16 protein-coding genes are annotated in these 18,838 nt (G+C 59.5%); 15 read left to right on the top strand and 1 reads right to left on the bottom strand.

Annotated elements, in window-relative coordinates; genetic code table 11:
- The 13 genes from lpxD to ispD all read left to right on the top strand — a co-directional run bounded on the left by lpxD (position 1) and on the right by ispD (position 15,729).
- Positions 1 to 1,056 (top strand): UDP-3-O-(3-hydroxymyristoyl)glucosamine N-acyltransferase, encoded by a 1,056-nt coding sequence (gene lpxD, locus CFBP1590_RS20100; protein WP_088235798.1) that lies wholly within the window; start codon positions 1 to 3, stop codon positions 1,054 to 1,056.
- 109 nt (positions 1,057 to 1,165) lie between these two features.
- Positions 1,166 to 1,606, top strand: coding sequence for a 3-hydroxyacyl-ACP dehydratase FabZ (gene fabZ, locus CFBP1590_RS20095; RefSeq protein WP_004879034.1), 441 nt, complete (start codon positions 1,166 to 1,168; stop codon positions 1,604 to 1,606).
- Positions 1,603 to 2,379, top strand: coding sequence for an acyl-ACP--UDP-N-acetylglucosamine O-acyltransferase (lpxA, locus tag CFBP1590_RS20090; RefSeq protein ID WP_004879036.1), 777 nt, complete (start codon positions 1,603 to 1,605; stop codon positions 2,377 to 2,379). The genes fabZ and lpxA overlap by 4 nt, the downstream gene beginning before the upstream one ends.
- A 2-nt stretch (positions 2,380 to 2,381) precedes the next feature.
- On the top strand, positions 2,382 to 3,524 hold the full coding sequence (gene lpxB / locus CFBP1590_RS20085) for a lipid-A-disaccharide synthase (RefSeq protein WP_088235797.1): 1,143 nt from the start codon (positions 2,382 to 2,384) through the stop codon (positions 3,522 to 3,524).
- 11 nt (positions 3,525 to 3,535) lie between these two features.
- On the top strand, positions 3,536 to 4,186 hold the full coding sequence (gene rnhB / locus CFBP1590_RS20080) for a ribonuclease HII (protein ID WP_167383124.1): 651 nt from the start codon (positions 3,536 to 3,538) through the stop codon (positions 4,184 to 4,186).
- A 63-nt stretch (positions 4,187 to 4,249) separates the two neighbouring features.
- Complete coding sequence (gene dnaE, locus CFBP1590_RS20075; RefSeq protein ID WP_004879041.1) at positions 4,250 to 7,771, top strand: DNA polymerase III subunit alpha; 3,522 nt, start codon at positions 4,250 to 4,252, stop codon at positions 7,769 to 7,771.
- Positions 7,772 to 7,899: 128 nt separating this feature from the next.
- A complete protein-coding gene (locus CFBP1590_RS20070) occupies positions 7,900 to 8,847 on the top strand; it encodes an acetyl-CoA carboxylase carboxyltransferase subunit alpha (protein WP_004879043.1) in 948 nt (315 codons plus the stop codon).
- Between the two features lie 166 nt (positions 8,848 to 9,013).
- A complete protein-coding gene (tilS, locus tag CFBP1590_RS20065; RefSeq protein ID WP_088235795.1) occupies positions 9,014 to 10,351 on the top strand; it encodes a tRNA lysidine(34) synthetase TilS in 1,338 nt (445 codons plus the stop codon).
- Between the two features lie 265 nt (positions 10,352 to 10,616).
- Complete coding sequence (gene pyrG / locus CFBP1590_RS20060; protein WP_004879049.1) at positions 10,617 to 12,248, top strand: CTP synthase; 1,632 nt, start codon at positions 10,617 to 10,619, stop codon at positions 12,246 to 12,248.
- Between the two features lie 16 nt (positions 12,249 to 12,264).
- On the top strand, positions 12,265 to 13,110 hold the full coding sequence (gene kdsA, locus CFBP1590_RS20055) for a 3-deoxy-8-phosphooctulonate synthase (protein ID WP_088235794.1): 846 nt from the start codon (positions 12,265 to 12,267) through the stop codon (positions 13,108 to 13,110).
- Positions 13,111 to 13,248: 138 nt separating this feature from the next.
- Positions 13,249 to 14,535: a phosphopyruvate hydratase gene (gene eno, locus CFBP1590_RS20050; RefSeq protein WP_004879053.1), complete on the top strand. Its 1,287-nt coding sequence runs from the start codon at positions 13,249 to 13,251 to the stop codon at positions 14,533 to 14,535.
- 189 nt (positions 14,536 to 14,724) lie between these two features.
- Positions 14,725 to 15,003, top strand: a complete 279-nt coding sequence (gene ftsB / locus CFBP1590_RS20045) for a cell division protein FtsB (protein ID WP_004879054.1) — start codon at positions 14,725 to 14,727, stop codon at positions 15,001 to 15,003.
- A gap of 15 nt (positions 15,004 to 15,018) precedes the next feature.
- Positions 15,019 to 15,729, top strand: a complete 711-nt coding sequence (ispD, locus tag CFBP1590_RS20040; RefSeq protein ID WP_025994478.1) for a 2-C-methyl-D-erythritol 4-phosphate cytidylyltransferase — start codon at positions 15,019 to 15,021, stop codon at positions 15,727 to 15,729.
- 12 nt (positions 15,730 to 15,741) lie between these two features.
- On the opposite strand, the gene CFBP1590_RS20035 is transcribed toward ispD, so the two are convergent.
- On the bottom strand, positions 15,742 to 16,638 hold the full coding sequence (locus CFBP1590_RS20035) for a LysR family transcriptional regulator (protein WP_025994477.1): 897 nt from the start codon (positions 16,636 to 16,638) through the stop codon (positions 15,742 to 15,744).
- Positions 16,639 to 16,742: 104 nt separating this feature from the next.
- Between CFBP1590_RS20035 and CFBP1590_RS20030 the strand changes: the two genes are divergently transcribed.
- Together CFBP1590_RS20030 and fghA are read left to right on the top strand one after the other, a co-directional pair.
- The gene (locus CFBP1590_RS20030) at positions 16,743 to 17,855 is read left to right on the top strand and encodes an S-(hydroxymethyl)glutathione dehydrogenase/class III alcohol dehydrogenase (protein WP_043305394.1); all 1,113 of its coding nucleotides are present in this window, start codon (positions 16,743 to 16,745) and stop codon (positions 17,853 to 17,855) included.
- Between the two features lie 59 nt (positions 17,856 to 17,914).
- The gene (fghA, locus tag CFBP1590_RS20025; RefSeq protein ID WP_088235793.1) at positions 17,915 to 18,763 is read left to right on the top strand and encodes an S-formylglutathione hydrolase; all 849 of its coding nucleotides are present in this window, start codon (positions 17,915 to 17,917) and stop codon (positions 18,761 to 18,763) included.
- The last annotated feature ends 75 nt before the right edge of the window (positions 18,764 to 18,838 follow it).

Here is an 18,838-nt window from a genome sequence, read left to right as displayed (position 1 = left end):
ATGAGCGCGACCATCAAGCTCGGCCAATTGGCCGAGTTCCTGGGCGCCACGCTACGTGGCGACAAGGACAAGGACATCAACGGGCTGGCCACTTTACAAGAGGCCGGCCCTGATCAGATCAGCTTCCTGGCAAATCCCCAATACCGCAAGTTTCTGACCGATACCCAAGCCGCTGCCGTGCTGCTCAAGCCCGCAGATGCCGACAGTTTCGCCGGGAATGCGCTGTTGGTGCCCGATCCTTATCTGGCCTATGCCCGCATCTCCCATCTGTTCGATCCCAAGCCTAAGGCTGCTGCCGGTATCCACCCGACAGCGATCATCGCTGACGATGCTGTCGTCGATCCTGCGGCCAGCATCGGGGCTTTCGCCATTGTCGAAAGCGGCGCACGGATCGCTGCGCAGGTCACCGTGGGTGCACATTGCTTCATTGGTGCCCGTTGCGAGATCGGTGAGGGTGGCTGGCTGGCGCCCCGTGTGACGCTTTACCACGACGTTCGCATTGGCAAGCGTGTGGTGATTCAGTCCGGGGCGGTGCTGGGCGGGGAAGGTTTCGGCTTTGCCAATGAGAAAGGTGTCTGGCAGAAGATTGCCCAGATCGGCGGCGTTTCCATTGGCGACGACGTGGAGATCGGCGTGAATACCGCCATCGACCGTGGTGCGCTGGCAGACACCCGGATCGGTAACGGGGTCAAGCTGGACAACCAGATTCAGATCGCTCACAACGTTCAGATCGGTGATCACACGGCCATGGCGGCCTGCGTAGGGATCTCCGGAAGCACGAAGATCGGCAAGCATTGCATGCTGGCCGGCGGCGTGGGGCTGGTGGGGCATATCGAGATCTGTGATGGTGTTTTCATCACGGGCATGACGATGGTGACCCATTCCATCACCGAACCAGGCTCCTATTCTTCGGGCACAGCAATGCAGCCGGCCGCCGAGTGGCGCAAGAGTGCGGCACGTCTGCGCAAGATCGATGACATGGCCCGGCGTCTGCAAAAACTGGAAAAGATGGTCGAGACCGTGACCAGCGCCGGTAATCCTCCATCTGATGGCTGATACCTTTTTAATATCAAGCGTGCACAGTCGATAAACTGCCCCCTTGATGTAGAGGGGTGCTGCGCCATCGCGAAGCACCCCTAATCTTTACTACAGGCTTCCCCTCGAAATGATGGACATCAAAGAAATTCGCGAATACCTGCCTCATCGTTATCCGTTCCTGTTGGTGGATCGCGTCACGGAACTGGATATCGAGAACAAGACCATTCGCGCTTACAAGAATGTCAGCGTCAACGAGCCTTTTTTCAATGGCCACTTTCCTCAGCATCCGATCATGCCGGGCGTGCTGATCATTGAGGCCATGGCCCAGGCGGCAGGCATTCTGGCGTTCAAGATGTTGAACGCGAAGCCTTCCGACGGCACCCTTTATTACTTTGTGGGTTCGGACAAGCTGCGCTTCCGTCAGCCTGTGCTGCCGGGTGACAAACTGGTTCTGGAAGCCAACTTTCTGAGCTCCAAGCGCCAGATCTGGAAGTTCGAATGCAAGGCCACTGTTGACGGTAAAGCGGTATGCTCCGCTGAAATCATCTGTGCGGAACGCAAGCTATGAGTTTGATTGACCCTCGCGCAATCATCGATCCGACGGCCGTTCTGGCCGACAACGTGGAGGTTGGCCCTTGGTCGATCATCGGACCCGGTGTGGAAATTGGCGAGGGTACAGTGGTCGGTCCTCATGTCGTCCTCAAGGGACCGACCCGGATCGGCAAGCACAATCGCATCTACCAGTTTTCATCGGTAGGCGAAGACACACCCGATCTCAAGTACAAGGGCGAGGAGACTCGTCTCGTGATCGGCGATCACAATGTGATCCGTGAAGGCGTGACGATTCACCGCGGTACGGTCCAGGATCGCGCCGAGACCACGCTGGGCGATCACAATCTGATTATGGCGTACGCGCACATCGGTCACGACAGCGTGATCGGTAATCATGTGATTCTGGTCAACAACACCGCGCTGGCCGGTCATGTGCATGTTGATGACTGGGCGATTCTTTCGGGATTCACCCTGGTGCATCAGTTCTGCCATATCGGCGCGCACAGCTTTTCCGGCATGGGCACCGCCATCGGCAAGGACGTTCCGGCGTTCGTGACCGTGTTCGGCAACCCTGCCGAAGCGCGCAGCATGAACTTCGAAGGCATGCGTCGTCGGGGGTTCTCCGAGGAAGCCATTCATGCGCTGCGCCGGGCCTACAAGACTGTCTACCGCCAGGGTCTGACCATTGATCAGGCCGTTGCCGATCTGGCCGAGCCTGCCGCGCTCTTCCCTGAAGTGGCAGTGTTCCTCGAGTCGATCCAGGCGTCGACCCGCGGCATTACCCGCTGACCATGGCGAACCCATTGCGTATCGCGCTGGTGGCCGGTGAGGCCTCCGGCGATATCCTCGGGTCAGGCCTGATGCGTGCCATCAAGGCGCGACATCCCGATGCCGAGTTCATCGGTGTAGGCGGCCCGCTCATGGAAGCGCAGGGCATGCAGTCGTACTTTCCCATGGAGCGCCTGTCGGTCATGGGGCTGGTCGAAGTGCTCGGCCGATTGCGCGAGTTGCTCGCCAGACGCAAGCTGCTGGTCCAGACCCTGATCGATGAAAAGCCTGATGTTTTCATTGGTATCGATGCCCCGGATTTCACCCTCAATATCGAACTTCAACTGCGCCGTGCCGGGATCAAGACGGTCCACTACGTCAGTCCTTCGGTCTGGGCGTGGCGTCAGAAGCGTGTCCTGAAGATTCGCGAAGGTTGCGATCTGATGCTGACCCTTCTGCCGTTCGAAGCCCGATTCTATGAAGAGAAAGGCGTGCCGGTCCGCTTTGTCGGGCATCCACTTGCTGACACGATTCCTCTTGAGTCTGACCGTGCAGTTGCTCGTGGCGAGCTTGGTCTGGCGGGTGATGTGCCAGTTGTTGCCCTCATGCCAGGCAGCCGCGGTGGCGAAGTAGGGCGTCTGGGAGGCTTGTTCTTCGATGCCGCCGAGCGCCTGCTCGCCCAGCGTCCGACCCTGCGTTTCGTGCTCCCCTGTGCCAGCCCCCAGCGTCGGACCCAGATTGAAGAACTGCTGCGGGGGCGCGATCTGCCGATCACGCTGCTCGACGGTCGGTCGCATACTGCCCTCGCTGCGTGCAATGCGGTCTTGATAGCCTCCGGCACGGCGACGCTTGAAGCGCTGCTTTACAAGCGACCGATGGTGGTTGCCTATCGTATGGCGCCGGTTACTTTCTGGATTCTGAAGCCACTGGTCAAAAGCCCCTATGTGTCGTTGCCCAACCTGCTGGCTCAGCGCTTGCTGGTGCCGGAACTGCTGCAGGATGCGGCCACACCTGAAGCGCTGGCGGAAACGTTGCTGCCGCTGATCGATGAAGGTCAGGCGCAGACTCAGGGCTTCGACGAGATTCACCGGACGTTGCGCCGCGATGCTTCGAATCAGGCCGCCGATGCGGTTCTGAGTCTGCTTGGGCAAACGTCTTCACTGTGAGTAAATCGATGATACGGACAGGTCTGGATTTCACGCTGGTCGAGGACCTTGTCGCAGGCGTCGATGAAGTGGGGCGCGGGCCGCTGTGCGGCGCTGTGGTCACCGCTGCCGTGATTCTGGACCCGACGAGACCTATCCTGGGGCTCAACGACTCCAAGAAACTGACCGAAGCCCGCCGGGAGAAACTGTTCGACGAAATTCAGGAAAAGGCCCTGTGCTGGTTCATCGCCCGGGCTGAAGTCGAGGAAATCGACGAACTGAATATTCTGCACGCCACGATGCTTGCCATGAAACGGGCTGTCGAAGGCCTGAGCATCATCCCGAAACTGGCCTTGATTGACGGTAATCGTTGCCCGCAGTTGTCAGTGCCTTCGGCGCCCGTGGTGCAGGGCGACGCAAAAGTGCCTGCGATTGCAGCAGCCTCGATCCTTGCCAAGGTCAGCCGCGACCGGGAAATGGCCGCGTTCGAGCTCATTTATCCGGGGTATGGCATGGGTGGTCACAAGGGCTATCCGACGCCGGTACACCTCGAAGCTCTGGCTCGTCTGGGGCCAACCCCCATTCATCGGCGCTCCTTCGCGCCGGTCCGTGCTGCTCATGAGGCGCGAGCGGCCATCATGATGGCGCAGGTTTCATCGTCGATCGGGTTGTTGCAGGACTGACGTTTCAGTCAGGTCTCGCTACAATCGCGCCCTCGTTTTCAGTTTTCGCGCTATAGGATCACCATGCCGGCTTCTTTCGTTCATCTACGCCTGCACACCGAATACTCTCTGGTCGACGGTCTGGTCCGGGTCAAGCCGCTGATCAAGGCGCTGACCGGCATGAACATGCCTGCCGTCGCGGTGACCGATCAGAACAACATGTGCTCGCTGGTCAAGTTCTATAAGGCAGCCCAGGGCGCGGGTATCAAGCCGATCTGCGGCGCCGACCTGTGGCTGGCTGGCCGTGACCAGGACGCGGCGCTCAGCCGTATCAGTCTGCTGGTCATGAACGCCCAGGGCTATCGCAACCTGACAGAGCTGATTTCGCGCGGCTTCATCGAAGGGCAGCGCAACGGCCAGATCGTGATCCAGCGTGAATGGGTCGCTCAGGCCAGTGATGGTCTGATCGCTCTGTCGGCAGCGAAAGAAGGCGAGATTGGCATGGCGTTGCTCGGCGGTAATCCGGGCGAGGCGGACGAGCTGCTGCGTGAGTGGATGACGGTCTTTCCGGATCGTTTCTACATCGAAGTGCAGCGCACCAACCGCGCCAACGATGAAGAACATCTGCACGCCGCTGTTGCCCTGGCTGACCGCCACGGCGCGCCGCTGGTCGCGACCAACGATGTGCGTTTCATCAAGCAGACCGATTTCGAGGCGCATGAAACCCGCGTCTGCATTGGTGAAGGTCGCGCACTGGATGACCCTCGGCGTTCGCACAACTACAGCGATCAGCAGTACCTGAAAAGTCCGGAAGAAATGGCCGAGCTGTTCAGCGACCTGCCCGAGGCGCTGACCAACAGCGTCGAAATCGCCAAGCGCTGCAACATCGACGTGAAGCTGGGCACGCACTTTCTGCCCAACTTCCCGATCCCCGATGGCATGACCATCGATGAATATTTCCGCAAGGTATCCTTCGACGGTCTGGAGGAGCGCCTGTCGGTCCTGCTGCCCAAGGACACCACCGAAGATTACGAAGCCAGGCGCCAGGTCTATGTCGACCGGCTGAATTTCGAGCTGGATATCATCATCCAGATGGGGTTCCCCGGTTACTTCCTGATCGTGATGGACTTTATCCAGTGGGCCAAGAGCAACGGCGTGCCGGTAGGTCCCGGCCGTGGATCGGGTGCCGGTTCGCTGGTGGCGTACGTACAGAAGATTACTGACCTCGATCCGCTTGAATACGACCTGCTGTTCGAACGCTTCCTGAACCCGGAGCGGGTTTCGATGCCCGACTTCGACGTCGACTTCTGCATGGACGGTCGTGATCGGGTTATCGACTATGTGGCCGAGAAATACGGCCGCAACGCAGTGAGCCAGATCATCACCTTCGGTTCCATGGCCGCCAAGGCGGTGGTGCGGGACGTGGCGCGGGTCCAGGGCAAGTCCTACGGGCTTGCGGATCGCCTGTCGAAAATGATCCCGTTCGAAGTCGGCATGACACTCGAGAAGGCCTACGAGCAGGAAGAGATCCTGCGCGACTTCCTAAAGGTCGATGAAGAGGCGGCTGAAATCTGGGAGATGGCCCTCAAGCTCGAGGGCGTCGTGCGTAACGTGGGCAAGCACGCCGGGGGCGTGGTGATTGCGCCCACCAAGCTGACGGATTTCTCGCCGATCTATTGCGACGAAGCCGGTGACGGTCTGGTAACCCAGTTCGACAAGGATGACGTCGAGGCGGCAGGTCTGGTGAAGTTCGACTTCCTCGGTCTGCGAACCCTGACCATCATCGACTGGGCGCTGAAAACCATCAACCGCGACCGCGCCAAGGTCAACGAAGCGCCGCTGGACATCGCGTTCATCCCGCTGGATGACATGCCGACCTATCAGCTGTTGCAGCGCGCCGAGACCACGGCCGTGTTCCAGCTCGAGTCGCGGGGCATGAAAGAGCTGATCAAAAAGCTCAAGCCCGACTGCCTGGAAGACCTCATCGCACTGGTGGCCCTGTTCCGTCCGGGGCCGCTGCAATCGGGCATGGTGGACGACTTCATCAACCGTAAGCACGGTCGCGCCGAGCTGTCCTATCCGCACGTCGACTATCAGTACGAAGGCTTGAAGCCTGTACTGGCACCGACCTACGGCATCATTCTGTATCAGGAACAGGTGATGCAGATTGCGCAGGTCATGGCCGGCTATACCCTCGGCGGTGCAGACATGCTGCGTCGTGCGATGGGTAAGAAAAAGCCCGAGGAAATGGCCAAGCAGCGCGGCGGTTTCATCGATGGCTGCAAGACCAACAATATCGACCCGGATCTGGCGGGTAACATTTTCGACCTGGTGGAAAAATTCGCCGGTTACGGCTTCAACAAGTCCCACTCCGCCGCGTACGGTCTGGTGTCGTATCAGACCGCCTGGCTGAAGACCCACTACCCGGCGCCGTTCATGGCCGCCGTGTTGTCGGCGGACATGCACAACACCGACAAGGTCGTGACCTTGATCGAAGAAGTGCGCACCATGAAGCTGCGCCTCGACGCGCCGGACGTGAACACGTCCGAGTTCAAGTTCACCGTCAGCGACGATGGCCGGATTCTGTATGGCCTGGGCGCGATCAAGGGCGTGGGCGAGGGGCCGGTCGAGGCCATCACCGAGGCGCGTTCGAAAGGGCCTTTCAAGGACCTGTTCGATTTCTGCGCCCGTGTCGACCTCAAGCGCGTGAACAAGCGGACCCTCGATGGTCTTATCCGCAGTGGTGCGCTGGATCGTCTCGGCCCGTACTTCGAACTGGAGCCCAAGGCCTATCAGGCCAACATCGACCGTAACCGTTCGGTGTTGCTCGCGGCCCTCGAAGAAGCCATTCAGGCCGCCGAGCAGACTGCGCGCAGCCGCGACAGCGGTCACTCGGACCTTTTTGGCGGCCTGTTCGTCGAAGAAGATGCAGACGTCTACGCCAATCATCGCAAAACCCGCGAGCTGAGCCTCAAGGATCGCTTGCGTGGCGAGAAGGAAACCCTCGGTCTTTACCTGACCGGGCACCCGATCGATGAGTACGAAGGCGAGATTCGTCGTTTCGCCCGGCAGCGCATCATCGACCTGAAACCGGCGAGGGATACCCAGACGGTGGCAGGTCTGATCATTGCCCTGCGGGTGATGAAGAACAAGAAGGGCGACAAGATGGGGTTCATTACCCTGGATGACCGCTCGGCGCGCATCGAAGCGTCACTGTTTGCCGAAGCCTTCCATTCGGCTCAGTCACTGTTGCAGACCGATGCTATGGTGGTGGTTGAAGGCGAAGTAAGTAATGATGACTTCTCCGGCGGCTTGAGGCTGCGTGCCAAGCGCGTCATGAGCATCGAGGATGCGCGGACCAATCTGGCCGAAAGCCTGCGAGTGACGGTGCATGCCGATGCACTCAAGGGTGACCGGCTGCGCTGGCTCGGCGATCTGTGCAAGCGCCATCGTGGCGCCTGTCCGATCACGGTGGATTACACCGGTAAGGATGCCAAAGCGTTGCTGCAGTTCGGAGAAGCATGGCGAATCGATCCCGCAGACAGCTTGATTCAAGCGCTGCGTGACCAGTTCGGACGTGAGAACGTCTTTCTCCAGTATCGCTGAAGGCCGCAGGCTAGATCTGCGCTCAGCCCTGAATTTTAATTTCGACCTGACCGCGCCTGTTCCCTGAGGGAAAGGCGCAGACGGATCAACCGGCCGGCCTCTTGGCCGTCGACCCAAGACGGATGCCTATGAACCCGAATTTTCTGGATTTCGAACAGCCTATCGCTGACTTGCAAGCCAAAATCGAAGAACTGCGCCTGGTGGGCAACGATAACTCGCTGAACATCGGTGACGAGATCTCCCGGTTGCAGGACAAGAGCAGGACTCTGACCGAAAGTATCTTCGGCAACCTGACCAGCTGGCAGATTGCGCGCATGGCGCGTCATCCCCGTCGCCCGTACACACTGGATTACATCCAGAACATTTTCACCGAGTTCGATGAGCTGCACGGTGATCGTCACTTCTCCGACGACGCGGCGATCGTGGGCGGCGTTGCGCGTCTGGAAGGTCAGCCTGTGATGGTGATCGGTCATCAGAAAGGTCGTGAAGTGCGCGAAAAGGTACGTCGTAACTTCGGCATGCCGCGTCCTGAAGGCTATCGCAAGGCCTGCCGTCTGATGGAAATGGCCGAGCGTTTCAAAATGCCGATCCTGACCTTCATCGACACACCGGGCGCCTACCCTGGCATTGACGCTGAAGAGCGCAACCAGAGTGAAGCGATTGCCTGGAACCTGCGTGTCATGGCGCGTCTGAAAACCCCGATCATCGCCACGGTCATCGGCGAAGGCGGCTCGGGCGGCGCATTGGCCATCGGCGTGTGCGACCAGTTGAACATGCTGCAATACTCGACTTACGCGGTGATCTCGCCGGAAGGTTGCGCATCGATTCTGTGGAAAACCGCCGAGAAAGCGCCGGATGCCGCCGAAGCCATGGGTATTACCGCCGAGCGCCTGAAAGGCCTGGGCATCGTCGACAAGGTGATCACCGAGCCATTGGGCGGCGCGCACCGTGACCCGGTTGCGGCCTCGGCTTCGATTCGTGAAGAGCTGAGCAGCCAGTTGGCAATGCTCAAGAAGTTCGACAACGACGCGCTGCTGGCCCGTCGTTACGATCGTCTGATGAGCTACGGCTTGTAAGGTGATCGTGGAGAGGGCGCTGTGTTGCTGACGCGGCACCTCTCAAGGAAAACGCAAAACTGTGGGAGGCGCCTCCCACAGTTTTGTCGCTTCAGGGATTTGGCGTTGGCCTTGGTAGCGCAACCTGTCTCCTGTTTGTAGCAACACTTGTCTAATGGCCTTATCAATGACCCATTCAAGCCATAGCGGTCATGATCTCCCCGCCAGGCTGCTCCAAGCCCTGGCGCCCTGGCGCGATGCGCCTGTCTGGCACGTCGGTTTCTCCGGCGGTCTCGATTCCACTGTACTGATGCATCTTCTGGCTGAGCTGGCCAGGCGCGAACGTTTGCCCGCTTTGAAAGCGATTCATGTTCATCACGGTCTGCAGGCTGCTGCCGATGACTGGCCTGAGCATTGTCGGCAGGTCTGTCAGGCGCTCGATATGCCGCTGCAGATGATCAGGGTGAATGTGGAGTCAGGCGCCAGCCTCGAGCAGGCAGCACGCGAGGCTCGGTATGCAGCGTTCTCGGCGCAGGTGGGCGAGGGTGAGGTGTTGCTGACGGGGCAGCACCGCGACGATCAGGCTGAAACATTGCTGTTTCGTCTGATGCGCGGTGCAGGTGTTCGAGGGCTTGCGGCGATGCCGGAGTCTCGTGCGCTCGGAAAAGGGCATCTGGTCAGGCCATTGCTTGACTGTTCGCGTGGCGAACTCGAAGGCTATGTCCGCGAGCACGGCCTTGACTGGATCGAAGACCCCAGCAACGACAATGTCCGCTTTTCCCGTAATTTCCTGCGCGCACAGGTGATGCCGTTGCTGACCTCCAGATGGCCGCAGGCTGTTTCCAGCATGGCGCGCACGGCCCGTCATCTCGGTGAAGCCCAGGAACTCCTTGGCGAGCTTGCCGAGCAGGATCTGGCCGCCTCTCAAGCCACTACGTCTTTTGTCCGGCTCGGCCTTCCCGTGCTGGCTATCGGGCCTCTTGCAGGTTTGTCCGCGACTCGCCAACGCAACGCGCTGCGTCACTGGCTCGCGCCACTGACCCGCTTGCCTGATACCGATCACTGGGCGGGCTGGGACACCTTGCGCGACGCGGGGGAGGGTGCGCAGCCGGTCTGGCGATTGGCCGATGGAGAACTGCATCGTACTCAGAGGCATATCTGGTGGCTGCCCCGGCCCTGGCTTCGCCCCGTCGAAGGCGTATTCACCTGGCCTGATCCTCACCAGCCGTTGAGCCTTCCCGGTAACGGGCGTATCTCGATACAGGGCGACGCGCCGCAAGGGCCGCTCGAGGTGCGTTATCGTCAGGGATCCGAAGTCATGCAAGTGGCACGGCGAGGTCATCGCGATCTCAAGCGCCTGTTCAACGAGCACGGTGTGCCTACGTTCGTCCGCGGCAGATTGCCGCTGCTGTACTGCGATGACCAGCTGCTGGCAGTCGCCGGGCTGGCTGGACTGGACGCTTCACCCAATGGAAGCTGGCAATTGCGCTGGGCAGCACCGACCAGCGACCAAAGTTTGAGCTGAAAGGGCCTTTCAGGTAGACTACGCTCCCTTCTTGATACAGCTTCTGTTGGTTCTTTTGAAACAACACAAGTTGCCGGTTACCAACCCGTATTTACGGGGCGATTTCTTAAAATGTAGCGCGTAATAGGCAGGCTTTCGGCCGGTCGGTTTCAACGCAGCAGTTTCGGGAGTGCACCGTGAATTTTGTCGGTAATCGGGGGCTTCGGCCTTCCTTCGCTTTCCCCGGCGGCTCTGACCGCTTTAACGCAGACTTCTAGGGTTTTTCATGACGCGCTACATCTTCGTCACGGGCGGTGTTGTTTCTTCATTGGGGAAAGGCATTGCCTCGGCTTCATTGGCGGCCATCCTGGAGGCGAGGGGGCTTAAAGTCACCATGCTCAAACTGGATCCCTACATCAACGTGGACCCAGGCACAATGAGCCCGTTCCAGCACGGTGAAGTGTTCGTCACTCACGACGGCGCTGAAACCGACCTGGACCTGGGTCACTACGAGCGGTTCATCCGCACTACCATGACCCAGAACAACAACTTCACCACTGGCCGTGTGTACGAACACGTCCTGCGCAAAGAGCGCCGTGGTGATTATCTGGGCGCGACCATTCAGGTCATTCCGCACATCACCGACGAGATCAAGCGCCGCATCATCAAGGGTGCAGGCGATGCCGACGTGGCATTGGTCGAAATCGGCGGCACGGTCGGCGACATCGAGTCGCAACCGTTCCTCGAAGCCATTCGTCAGCTGCGTTTCGAAGTCGGCGCACGCCGCGCGATGCTGATGCACCTGACACTGGTGCCGTACATCGCCACCGCCGGTGAAACCAAGACCAAGCCGACCCAGCACTCCGTCAAGGAACTGCGTTCCATCGGCCTGCAGCCTGATGTCCTGGTCTGCCGCTCCGATCACCCGATCGACACTTCGTCGCGGCGCAAGATCGCCCAGTTCACCAACGTTGAAGAGCGCGCAGTCATTGCGCTGGAAGACGCCGACACCATCTACAAGATCCCTGGCATCCTGCATTCGCAGGGCCTGGACGATTTCGTTGTCGAGCGTTTCGGTCTTCAGTGTGGCGGCGCCGATCTGTCCGAGTGGGACAAGGTCGTCGATGCCAAGCTCAACCCTGAACACGAAGTCACCATCGCGATGGTCGGCAAGTACATGGAACTGCTCGACGCCTATAAGTCGTTGATCGAAGCCATGAGCCACGCCGGTATCACCAACCGCACGAAGGTCAACCTGCGCTACATCGATTCCGAAGACATCGAGAATCAGGGCACTGGCCTGCTCGAAGGCGTGGACGCGATTCTGGTTCCGGGCGGTTTCGGGCTGCGCGGCGTTGAAGGCAAGATCACAGCCGTTCAGTTCGCTCGTGAAAACAAGGTTCCGTACCTGGGTATCTGCCTGGGCATGCAAGTGGCGGTCATCGAGTTCGCCCGTAACGTGCTGGGCTGGAAAGACGCCAACTCCACCGAATTCGACCGCACCAGCGCGCACGCTGTCGTGGGTCTGATCACCGAGTGGGAAGACGCGACCGGCGCTGTGGAAACCCGCACCGAGAGCTCCGATCTGGGTGGCACCATGCGTCTCGGCGCACAGGAATGCCAGTTGGAATCGGGCTCGCTGGTTCACGATTGCTACCAGAATGACGTGATCGTCGAGCGTCATCGCCATCGCTACGAAGTGAACAATAACCTGCTGCCGCAGTTGATCGAAGCCGGCCTCAAGATTTCCGGTCGCTCCGGCGACGGTGCGCTGGTCGAAGTGGTCGAAGCGCCTGATCATCCATGGTTCGTGGCTTGCCAGTTCCACCCGGAGTTCACCTCGACGCCGCGCGACGGTCACCCGCTGTTCAGCGGTTTCGTGAAAGCCGCACTGGCTCAACGTCAAAAGAACGCCTGACAGGGAAGATAAGCACATGGCTCAGAAAATCATCCGCGTAGGCTCCATCGAGATCGCCAACGACAAACCAATGGTTCTGTTCGGTGGCATGAACGTGCTGGAGTCCCGCGACATGGCCATGCAGGTCTGCGAAGAATATGTGCGGGTCACCGAAAAGCTCGTTATTCCTTACGTGTTCAAGGCCAGCTTCGACAAGGCCAACCGTTCCTCGGTGACTTCCTACCGTGGTCCCGGACTGGAAGAGGGCATGCGCATTTTCGAAGAGATCAAGCGCACCTTCAACGTGCCGTTGATCACTGATGTGCATGAGCCCGAGCAGGCTGCTGTCGTTGCCGAAGTGTGCGACATCATCCAGCTGCCGGCTTTCCTGTCTCGCCAGACCGACCTGGTGGTCGCGATGGCGAAGACCGGTGCTGTCATCAACATCAAGAAGGCCCAGTTTCTCGCGCCTCAGGAAATGAAGCACATCCTGACCAAGTGCGAAGAAGCCGGGAACGATCAGTTGATCCTGTGCGAGCGCGGTTCCAGCTTCGGTTACAACAACCTGGTGGTGGACATGCTCGGCTTCGGCATCATGAAGCAGTTCGAGTACCCGATCCTTTTCGACGTGACCCACGCGTTGCAAATGCCGGGTGGTCGCTCCGATTCCGCCGGCGGTCGCCGCGCTCAAGTGCTTGACCTGGCCAAGGCCGGTATCAGCCAGAATCTGGCCGGTCTGTTCCTCGAGGCCCACCCGGATCCTGACAACGCCAAATGCGACGGTCCCTGCGCATTGCGCCTGGACAAGCTGGAGCCCTTCCTGGCTCAGCTCAAGTCGCTGGATGAACTTGTGAAAAGTTTTCCGATCGTAGAGACCGCTTGAGCAGGGTTCTCCGGTAAAGTGCCGTTCCCCGTCATTCGTGACGGGGTTGTCGCATTCAGGCCTGCCGTTTTTTGCGTCTGATTGCGAACATCGTTTCCCAGCTGCGTCGTTTTCGTCAATCTTGGAGTGTTTACAACAATGGCAAAAATCGTCGACATCAAAGGTCGTGAAGTTCTCGACTCCCGTGGCAATCCCACCGTGGAAGCAGATGTGCTCCTCGATAACGGCATCATTGGCAGCGCCTGCGCGCCGTCCGGTGCTTCAACCGGCTCGCGCGAAGCGCTGGAGCTGCGTGATGGCGACAAGAGCCGTTACATGGGCAAGGGCGTTCTGAAGGCAGTCGCCAACATCAACGGTCCGATCCGCGACCTGCTGCTGGGCAAGGACCCGGTAGACCAGAAGGCGCTGGACCACGCGATGATCGCGCTGGACGCGACCGAGAACAAGGCAAGCCTGGGCGCCAACGCGATCCTCGCTGTATCCCTGGCTGCCGCCAAGGCCGCTGCCCAGGATCAGGATCTGCCGCTGTACGCGCACATCGCCAATCTGAACGGCACGCCGGGCGTCTACTCGATGCCAGTCCCGATGATGAACATCATCAACGGTGGCGAGCACGCCGATAACAACATCGACATTCAGGAATTCATGGTTCAGCCGGTGGGCGCCAAGTCGTTCGCTGAAGGCCTGCGTTGGGGGACCGAGATTTTTCACCACCTCAAGGCTGTACTGAAGGCCCGTGGCCTGAACACCGCCGTGGGTGACGAAGGTGGTTTTGCGCCTAACCTGGCCTCCAACGAAGAAGCGCTCAGCGCCATCGCCGAAGCCGTTTCCAACGCCGGTTACAAGCTGGGCACCGATGTGACCCTGGCCCTGGATTGCGCGGCCAGCGAGTTCTACAAGGACGGCAAGTACAAGCTCAGCGAAGAAGGCGAATACGATTCTGCCGGTTTCGCCGACTATCTGGCTGATCTGGTCAGCAAGCACCCGATCATCTCCATCGAAGACGGTCTGGACGAATCCGACTGGGCAGGCTGGAAGATTCTCACCGACAAGATCGGCGACAAGATCCAGCTGGTGGGTGACGACCTGTTCGTGACCAACACCAAGATCCTGAAGGAAGGCATCGACAAGAAGATCGCCAACTCGATCCTGATCAAGTTCAACCAGATCGGTACACTGACCGAAACGCTGGAAGCCATTCAGATGGCCAAGGCTGCCGGTTACACTGCCGTGATCTCGCACCGTTCCGGTGAAACCGAAGATTCGACCATTGCCGATCTGGCCGTGGGCACGTCTGCCGGCCAGATCAAGACCGGTTCGCTGTGCCGTTCCGATCGTGTATCCAAGTACAACCAGCTGCTGCGTATCGAAGAGCAACTGGGTTCGAAAGCCGTTTATAACGGCCGCGCCGAGTTTCGCGGTTGATCCATAGATGGTAAAAGACGCAGGGCGTTGCGGGAAAAACGGTTCATCCGGTTTCGCCCGCCCTGCCGATGCTGACGCTCCGCTGTAACCTGGAGTGATTGAGCCTGGCTTATGTCAGGCTCAATGCCCTCAGTCATTTGTTTGTTGTGTTGGCTCTGCCGTCTTTTCTACTGGGTACCTGATATTTCAATGCGCAGTCCTAACTGGTTGTTCCTCATCCTGCTTTTGTTGCTTGCCGGTCTGCAATATCGCCTGTGGGTGGGTAATGGCAGCCTTGCGCAAGTGGCCAGCCTGAACCAGCAGATCGCGGATCAGCATGCCGAGAATCAGGTGTTGCTGGAGCGCAATCGCGTGCTGGATGCTGAAGTCATGGAATTGAAGAAAGGGCTTGAAACCGTCGAGGAACGTGCACGCCATGAGCTGGGCATGGTCAAGGACGGCGAGACCCTCTATCAGCTCGCGCAATAATAAAAAGTAGGTGTCATGAAAGACTTTCTCCCTGCCTTCTGGGCGGTGATACCTGCAGCGGGCATTGGCGCCCGCATGGCAGCAGATCGGCCCAAGCAGTACCTGCAACTGGGCAGCCTGACCATTCTCGAACACAGCCTGTTAAGTTTTCTGGATCACCCCCGTCTCAAGGGTCTGGTGATCAGCCTTGCCGTGGACGACCCTTACTGGCCCGCTTTGCCCTGTGCGCTGGATTCCCGGATCCAGCGGGTGGACGGTGGCAAGGAGCGCTCAGGTTCGGTACTCAACGCTTTGCTGCATCTGCATGCGCAGGGCGCCAGTGATGATGACTGGGTGCTGGTTCACGACGCGGCGCGTCCGAATCTGGCCCGTAGCGACCTGGACAACCTGCTCAGCGAACTGGCGGATGATCCGGTCGGAGGCCTGCTGGCCGTTCCGGCGCGAGACACGCTTAAACGCGCTGACAGCCATGGTCGCGTAACTGAAACCGTTGATCGCAGCATGATATGGCAGGCCTATACGCCGCAGATGTTCCGCCTTGGGGCGCTCCATCGCGCGCTGGCGGACAGTCTGGTCTCAGATGTCAGCATCACGGATGAGGCTTCAGCCATCGAGTGGGCGGGTCAGTCGCCGCGTCTGATCGAAGGACGATCCGACAACATCAAGGTCACCCGACCTGAAGACCTCGAATGGCTGCGTTTGCGTCGGGGTGAGTTCGGTCGCTGAGAGGCTCACCGGCTACTGCCGGTATTCGTCTCGCATCAACAAACCTTCCTTCAAATAGTCCACCAGTTTGCGCACCTTGGGCGAAAGGTGGCGTTGCTGTGGATACAGCGCCCAGACAGCCGTGTTGGGCGGCTGATGCATCTCCAGCAACGAAATCAGCGCGCCACTCTTAAGGTGTTTCTGCACGTAATAATCCGGAAGCTGGCACAGACCCACGCCGTGCAACGCCGCATCGAGTACAGCCTGGCCGCTGTTGCACCGCCAATTGCCCTGCACGCGCTGAGAGAACTCCCGGCCGTTCTGTTGCAGCAACCAGGTATCGCTGCCGCCGATCAGGCAGTTGTGGCGACTCAGTTCCGACAGGCTGTGAGGACGGCCGTAGCGTGCGATGTAGGACGGTGCTGCGCACAGGTACATCTGGCGGGGTGCAAGGCGCGTGGCCACCATGCGTGAGTCCTGCAGGCGTCCCAGCCGTATCGCCAGGTCCATGCCTTCGTGGACCAGATCGAGTGTGTCGTTGCTCAACTCGATGTCGACCCGCAGATGCGGATAAACGTCCATGAAGCGAGTCACCAGTGGCGTGATGAAACGCTCGCCGTAAGCCACGGCGCAGGTCATGCGCAACAGTCCCTTGGGTTCACTGGTGAGGTCGCCCACCGCGCGCAGTGCTTCTTCGCGTCCATCCTGCAGACGCTGGCAATGATGCAGGAACGTCTGACCGGCTTCAGTCAACGCCACCTTGCGTGTGCTGCGGTACAGCAGGCGAGTCTGCAGCCGTTCTTCAAGCCGGACGATCTGACGGCTGACGTGTGAAGAGGACACCCCCAGACGCTGCGCTGCCGCAGTGAACTGGCCACATTCGGCCACCGCAACGAACTCATCGAGGCCTTCCCAGCGATTGGTGTACATCGATTATCCCTGTACAGCATTAATGTTTTGCTTTTGGCTCTATTACTCGCCTTTTGGCACTGTACTACACTGCACACCTTGTTTTAGTTCGCCGGAGAAGATTGATGATCAAGTCACGTGCTGCTGTCGCCTTTGAGGCCAAGAAACCACTGGAAATCGTGGAAGTGGATGTCGCCATGCCCAAGGCGGGCGAGGTGCTGCTGCGTGTCGTGGCGTCCGGCGTTTGCCATACCGACGCCTACACGCTATCCGGTGCTGATCCTGAAGGGATCTTCCCTTCGATTCTGGGGCATGAAGGCGGGGCTATCGTCGAAGCGGTGGGTGAGGGTGTCACCTCTGTCGTGGTCGGTGATCACGTCATCCCGCTTTACACCCCAGAATGCCGCCAGTGCAAATTCTGCCGCTCGGGCAAGACCAACCTGTGTCAGGCAATCCGCTCCACGCAGGGCAAGGGTTTGATGCCGGATGGCACTACTCGCTTCTCCTACAAGGGTGAGCCGATCTTCCATTACATGGGCACTTCGACCTTCTCCGAATACACCGTGCTGCCGGAAATCTCGGTCGCCAAAATCGACAGGCAGGCACCGCTGGAGAAGGTCTGCCTGCTCGGTTGCGGCGTCACCACCGGTATCGGCGCGGTGCTCAATACCGCCAAGGTCAAGCCCGGCGACACCGTGGCCATCTTCGGCCTGGGCGGCATTGGTCTGTCGGCCGTGATCGGTGCGGTGAAAGCCAAGGCTTCCCGGATCATCGCCATCGATATCAATCCGGCCAAGTTCGAGATCGCCAAACAGTTGGGCGCCACCGAATGCGTGAACCCGAAAGATTTTGATCGCCCGATTCAGGAAGTCATCGTCGACATGACCGACGGCGGCGTGGATTTCTCGTTCGAGTGCATCGGCAACGTGCAGCTGATGCGTGCAGCACTCGAGTGCTGCCACAAGGGCTGGGGCGAGTCGGTCGTCATCGGCGTGGCCGGCGCCGGTCAGGAAATCTCCACCCGTCCTTTCCAGCTGGTGACCGGTCGCGTCTGGCGCGGTTCGGCGTTCGGCGGCGTGCGGGGTCGTACCGAGTTGCCGAGCTATGTCGACATGGCTCAGACCGGTGAGATCCCGCTGGACACCTTCATCACTCACACCATGGGTCTGGAAGACATCAACAAGGCGTTTGACCTGATGCACGAAGGCAAAAGCATTCGTACTGTCATCCACTTCTAAACAGTGACGATGGGCAGCGTGCGCCAATCAGGGCTGCTGCCTGTCGTTGGGAGTCGACCATGAGCCTGGAAAACATTTCCTGTCAGAAAAGCTTCGGCGGCTGGCACAAGCGATACAAGCATCACTCTCAAGTACTGGGCTGCGACATGGTGTTTGCCGTCTACCTGCCGCCGCAGGCAGAGCAGGGCAGCAAACTGCCGGTGCTTTATTGGCTGTCCGGCCTGACCTGTACCGACGAGAATTTCATGCAGAAGGCAGCGGCCCAGCGAGTGGCCGCCGAACTGGGCATCATCATCGTCGCGCCGGACACCAGTCCGCGTGGCCCCGACGTGCCGGGCGATCCGGATGGTGCATGGGATTTCGGTCTGGGCGCAGGCTTCTATCTCAACGCCACCGAACAGCCCTACGCCCGTCATTACCAGATGCATGATTACGTAGTCACTGAACTACCTGCGCTCATCGAAGCGCATTTCCCGGCTTCGCAGGCACGCAGCATCAGCGGTCATTCGATGGGCGGGCACGGCGCGCTGGTGTGTGCCTTGCGCAATCCGGGTCGCTACAAATCGATCTCGGCGTTCTCGCCGATCAGCAACCCGATGGATTGCCCTTGGGGGCAGAAAGCGTTTTCCCGTTATCTGGGCGAAGACCGTTCACGCTGGCGCGAGTGGGACGCCAGCGTGCTGATGGCCGAGGCGACGGAAAAACTGCCGATTCTGGTGGACCAGGGCGACAGGGATGATTTTCTCGTCAATCAGCTCAAGCCCGAGACACTGGTTCAGGCCGCCAAATCGGCACAGCAGTCTCTGACACTGAGGATGCAGCCCGGTTATGACCACAGCTATTTCTTCATCGCCAGCTTCATCGAAGACCACCTTCGCCATCATGCCAGCGCGTTGTTCGATAGCTGAGCGGGTTTGACTGGCCGTCCTGTTGATGCGCGGCGTCTCTGACAAACCCAAGCCGTGCCAAAGCAGGTAGAATCA

Source organism: Pseudomonas viridiflava, from assembly GCF_900184295.1.
Taxonomy (GTDB): domain Bacteria; phylum Pseudomonadota; class Gammaproteobacteria; order Pseudomonadales; family Pseudomonadaceae; genus Aquipseudomonas; species Aquipseudomonas viridiflava.
Note: the sequence above shows the minus strand (reverse complement) of the source record. Positions and strands in the feature narration are given on the sequence as shown.

Excerpts from the sequence above, each read along its gene's own strand:
- lpxD (WP_088235798.1), top strand. The coding sequence starts at position 1 with ATGAGCGCGACCATCAAGCTCGGCCAATTGGCCGAGTTCCTGGGCGCC.
- fabZ (WP_004879034.1), top strand. The coding sequence starts at position 1,166 with ATGATGGACATCAAAGAAATTCGCGAATACCTGCCTCATCGTTATCCG.
- lpxA (WP_004879036.1), top strand. The coding sequence starts at position 1,603 with ATGAGTTTGATTGACCCTCGCGCAATCATCGATCCGACGGCCGTTCTG.
- lpxB (WP_088235797.1), top strand. The coding sequence starts at position 2,382 with ATGGCGAACCCATTGCGTATCGCGCTGGTGGCCGGTGAGGCCTCCGGC.
- dnaE (WP_004879041.1), top strand. The coding sequence starts at position 4,250 with ATGCCGGCTTCTTTCGTTCATCTACGCCTGCACACCGAATACTCTCTG.
- CFBP1590_RS20070 (WP_004879043.1), top strand. The coding sequence starts at position 7,900 with ATGAACCCGAATTTTCTGGATTTCGAACAGCCTATCGCTGACTTGCAA.
- tilS (WP_088235795.1), top strand. The coding sequence starts at position 9,014 with ATGACCCATTCAAGCCATAGCGGTCATGATCTCCCCGCCAGGCTGCTC.
- pyrG (WP_004879049.1), top strand. The coding sequence starts at position 10,617 with ATGACGCGCTACATCTTCGTCACGGGCGGTGTTGTTTCTTCATTGGGG.
- kdsA (WP_088235794.1), top strand. The coding sequence starts at position 12,265 with ATGGCTCAGAAAATCATCCGCGTAGGCTCCATCGAGATCGCCAACGAC.
- eno (WP_004879053.1), top strand. The coding sequence starts at position 13,249 with ATGGCAAAAATCGTCGACATCAAAGGTCGTGAAGTTCTCGACTCCCGT.
- ftsB (WP_004879054.1), top strand. The coding sequence starts at position 14,725 with ATGCGCAGTCCTAACTGGTTGTTCCTCATCCTGCTTTTGTTGCTTGCC.
- ispD (WP_025994478.1), top strand. The coding sequence starts at position 15,019 with ATGAAAGACTTTCTCCCTGCCTTCTGGGCGGTGATACCTGCAGCGGGC.
- CFBP1590_RS20035 (WP_025994477.1), bottom strand. The coding sequence starts at position 16,638 with ATGTACACCAATCGCTGGGAAGGCCTCGATGAGTTCGTTGCGGTGGCC.
- CFBP1590_RS20030 (WP_043305394.1), top strand. The coding sequence starts at position 16,743 with ATGATCAAGTCACGTGCTGCTGTCGCCTTTGAGGCCAAGAAACCACTG.
- fghA (WP_088235793.1), top strand. The coding sequence starts at position 17,915 with ATGAGCCTGGAAAACATTTCCTGTCAGAAAAGCTTCGGCGGCTGGCAC.